We start from the raw sequence: 3746 nt of genomic DNA on the forward strand, positions 1-3746 counted from the left end.
GCTCGAAGCCGGTCAGGTGGACCCGCGCCAGCATCTCCATCACGACAGGCGCAGCCTTGGCCCGCGACACGCCCTTCAGCCGCAGCGGCAGCCAGACATTGTCGAAGACATCGGCCCAGGGCAGCAGCGTCGGCTCCTGGAAGACGAAGCTGATATTCGAGCGGTCGACAGAGCTGCTGCCGCGCCAGTCGAGCACGCCGGAGGTCGGCGTCGCAAGACCCGCAATGAGGCGCAAGGCCGTCGACTTGCCGCAGCCGGACGGGCCAAGAAGGCTGAGAAAGTCGCCTTCCCGGATCGTCAGGTCGACATCGCTGAGCGCTGTCACGCCGTTGGAAAAGACCTTGCCGACGCCACGCAGCGCCAGCAGCATCGGACCTTTGCCCGATGCGCTTGCCGGCGCTTGCGGCACTTTCTCCTGCATCATGCCTGGGTGCTATTTCTTCAGGTCGATCCCGACGCCCTTGTTAACGAAGGCCAGCGTGTAGGACTTCTTGATGTCGACGCCGGCCGGCACGACCTTGGCCTTGACCATCTTGTCGTAGAAGCTTTCGATGCGCGCGTCAGTCATCGCACCGATGCCGAGTTTTTCCGTGTCGCCGGAATCGACGATGCCGAATTTCTTCATCTGCTCGATCGAAAACGCGATCTGCTCGTCGCTGATGTCGGGGTTATCCTTCTTGATCGCCGCGTTGGCGGCAGCGTTGTCGCCGTAGAGATAATTGTACCAACCCTTGGCCGAGCCATCGACGAAGCACTGAACCACCTCCGGCCGCTTGTCGATCGTGGCCTGCATGGTCTCGATCGTCGTCGCATAGGTATCGAAGCCGTAGTCGGCGAGCAGGAACAGATTGGGCTGGAAGCCGCCTTCCTTGGCGACGGCGAAGGGCTCCGAGGTCACGTAACCCTGCTGGATCGACTTCGGATTGGCGATGAAAGGTGCGGGGTTGAACGTATAGGGCACGCGCTTGGCCGGATCGAAGCCGAACTCCGTGATCATCCATTGGAAGAAGCTCTGTGCACCTTCGTCGCCAATAATGTACTGGTCCGCGTTCTTCAAATCCTCCCATTTGTCGAGGCCCTGACCCGGATGGCTCATGATCACCTGCGGCTCTTTCTGGAATGAGGCGGCGACCACGCGCAGCGGAATGTCCTGCTGAACGGCGTCGAAGGCCTGCAGCATGTTGCCGCCCATGTAGAAGTCGATCTTGCCGGCGAGCAACAGCGGCCGACCGCTGACCTGCGGGCCACCTTGCATGATCGTCACGTCGAGCCCGCAAGCCGCATAGGTGCCATCAGCGGCTGCCTGATAATAGCCACCGTGCTCGGCCTGGGCGAGCCAGTTGGTGCCGAAGGTGACCTTCTCGTTCGCTGCCGCACTTAGCGTGCTTGCGGCAAGCAGCACGATCGCGCCCACCGAAATCTTAAGTTTTCCGTCCATCCACACCACCCTCTGTTGGCTCCGGCGCGCCACGCACCGGGCTCGACACCATCGACTCAAGAAGCAAGACACATGCCATCACCGAGGCCGCCCGCCTGCGCAACGGTGGTGCACGAAGGCCGGACGGTCATGCTGTACCGGGGGCATCGTGCCTATTTTTTGAACGCCTGTCCACAATCGCCCTGATAGTATGCACTGCATCTTGAACGGGCCGCCAATCCGGCTTTAGGCTGACATCAGATTGGAGATTTTCATGTTCAAATTCCTGGCGCCGGAGTCGATCAAGCCGCCCTTCGCCCGCTACAGTCATGGCATCGAGGTGCCTCCCGGCAAGAGGCTGGTGCTGTGTTCGGGCCAGGTCGCCATCGCTCCGGACGATCAGATCCCGGAGGATGCCGGCGCACAAGCCGAACTCTGTTTTCAGAACATCGCGGCGATTCTTGGCGAGGCCGGGCTTGGACTTTCCGACATAGTCCGCATCAACACCTATGTCACCGACCGCGCCTTCCTGCGGCCCTATATGGACGTTCGCGACCGGCTGTTCACCAGCCCGGCGCCGGCTTCGACGCTGATGATCGTGTCCGGTTTCGCGCGGCCGGAATTCAAGGTCGAGATCGAGGTCATCGCGGCAGGGTGATCGACAGGCGATCCTTCCCGCGCTAGGTCTGGCCGTGCATCGAAGAGGCCAGTCTATCGAAAAGGCCAGTTTATCGAAAAGGCATGACATGACCGCTGCAAACAAACGCGTGTGGTGGGGCGACTACCGGACCACCGAATACGCCACGATCGATCCGGAAGCGACGATCGCCGTTCTGCCGGTGGCGGCGATCGAACAGCACGGCCCGCATCTGCCGGTTTCGACCGACACCTCGATCATGACCGGCATGCTCGACACGGTGATCGCCCGCCTGCCCGCCGATCTCGACATCCGCATCCTGCCCGCCCAGGCGGTGGGTAAGTCGAACGAGCACCTGCATGCACCGGGAACCCTCACTCTGCCGGCGCCGATCTTGATCGAGGCGTGGACCGAGCTTGGCCTGTCGATCGCGCGGGCCGGGCTAAGGAAACTGATCGTCGTCAACTCGCATGGCGGCAACGAAGAGATCATGGGCATCATCACGCGCGAATTGCGCGTGCGTGCAAAGATGCTGGCGGTGAAGACGAGCTGGCAGCGCTTTGGCCGGCCGGCCGGCATGTATACCGAGCTTGAGGATCGCCACGGCATCCATGGCGGCGATGTCGAGACCTCGCTGATGCTGCATTTCCGGCCGGATCTGGTCGACATGTCAAAGGCCGACAATTTCGTGTCCAACGTCGCCCGCGCCGAAAAGGAATTTTCACTGCTGCGCCACACCGGAACGCACGCCTTCGCCTGGATCGCCACCGATCTCAACCCGAACGGCGTGGTCGGCGACGCCAGCATTGCAACGGCCGAAAAGGGCAGGCTTACCGCCAACCATCAGGCCGACGGCTTCATCAGCCTGTTGAAAGATGTGCGCAAGGCGAAGCTGGCCGACTGGCTGGCATAGTCAGGCCATGGTCCCGAACCGAAGGTCAGCGCAGCAAACAGCGGAAGCCGGGTTTCGGAAAAAGATCTTGGGCAAACTCTAAAGCGCGTCGCGTCTGAACGGATTTGTGCGACGCGCTTTAAGCTCTTGATTTTATACATGTCGTTATCCCAAAACCGCTGCGCACTTTTGGGCGACATGCATTAGGCGTCGATCTTCAACTCAAAAGGCGTGCCTTCGAAGGCGTCCGCGCCGCGCCCGATCGCCTGGATCGCGCCGATCATGCGGCCGTTGCGATCGAGCAGCGTATCGGCGACCGCGATCAGCCGCGGGTTAGGTGTCGCCGTCGGCGACAACGCGCGCAGCGTCTCAGCCAATTCGACCTCGCAGCGCTTCGGCGCCAATGCCGCCGCGATGATGTAAGCCGAGGCGGTCGAACGGCTGATGCCGGCATAGCAATGCACGACCAGCGGCCTTGCACGATCCCATCGGCGCGCGAAATCGAGCAGATCGCGGACATGGATTTCGCCCGGCATGGTCATGCCCTCTTGCGCCACCGCAATGTCATGCATGACCAGATGCAGATGGTTTTCCCGGGCGATCGACGCCGGCCGCGTCACCTCGGTACCGGCAGCGAGCAGGGAAAGCAGCCGCTCGGCGCCGGTTCTCGCGACCGTTTCCTCGACCTTCGATAGCGAACAGACATGGATCATTGCTTGACCTCCTTGGTGTTATCGTCACGCTGTTGCGCCCAGTCGGCAAGAGCCGATTCGAGCCGCTGCCATTCCTCGTCAGGACCC

General features: G+C 61.7%; 5 protein-coding genes. 2 read left to right on the plus strand and 3 right to left on the minus strand.

Features of this window, described 5'->3' with window-relative positions:
• Together EOA86_RS26315 and EOA86_RS26320 are read right to left on the minus strand one after the other, a co-directional pair.
• Positions 1-424, minus strand: a 424-nt coding sequence (locus tag EOA86_RS26315; RefSeq protein WP_164891993.1) for an ATP-binding cassette domain-containing protein, incomplete at its 3' end; no start/stop codon positions are given.
• Between the two features lie 9 nt (positions 425-433).
• Positions 434-1438 carry an ABC transporter substrate-binding protein gene (locus EOA86_RS26320; protein WP_127212292.1) on the minus strand — a complete coding sequence of 335 codons (1005 nt, stop codon included), beginning with the start codon at positions 1436-1438 and terminating at the stop codon, positions 434-436.
• A gap of 253 nt (positions 1439-1691) precedes the next feature.
• On the opposite strand from EOA86_RS26320, the gene EOA86_RS26325 reads away from it, so the two are divergent.
• Both EOA86_RS26325 and EOA86_RS26330 read left to right on the plus strand, forming a co-directional pair.
• A complete protein-coding gene (locus EOA86_RS26325) occupies positions 1692-2075 on the plus strand; it encodes a RidA family protein (protein WP_128344365.1) in 384 nt (127 codons plus the stop codon).
• An 88-nt stretch (positions 2076-2163) separates the two neighbouring features.
• Positions 2164-2967, plus strand: coding sequence for a creatininase family protein (locus tag EOA86_RS26330; protein ID WP_127209869.1), 804 nt, complete (start codon positions 2164-2166; stop codon positions 2965-2967).
• A 182-nt stretch (positions 2968-3149) separates the two neighbouring features.
• Here the strand turns inward: EOA86_RS26330 and EOA86_RS26340 are convergent, their stop codons facing one another.
• A complete protein-coding gene (locus EOA86_RS26340) occupies positions 3150-3659 on the minus strand; it encodes a tyrosine phosphatase family protein (RefSeq protein WP_065012279.1) in 510 nt (169 codons plus the stop codon).
• Between the last annotated feature and the right edge of the window lie 87 nt (positions 3660-3746).

The organism is Mesorhizobium sp. M5C.F.Ca.IN.020.32.2.1, assembly GCF_004023105.1.
Lineage (GTDB): Bacteria > Pseudomonadota > Alphaproteobacteria > Rhizobiales > Rhizobiaceae > Mesorhizobium > Mesorhizobium wenxiniae.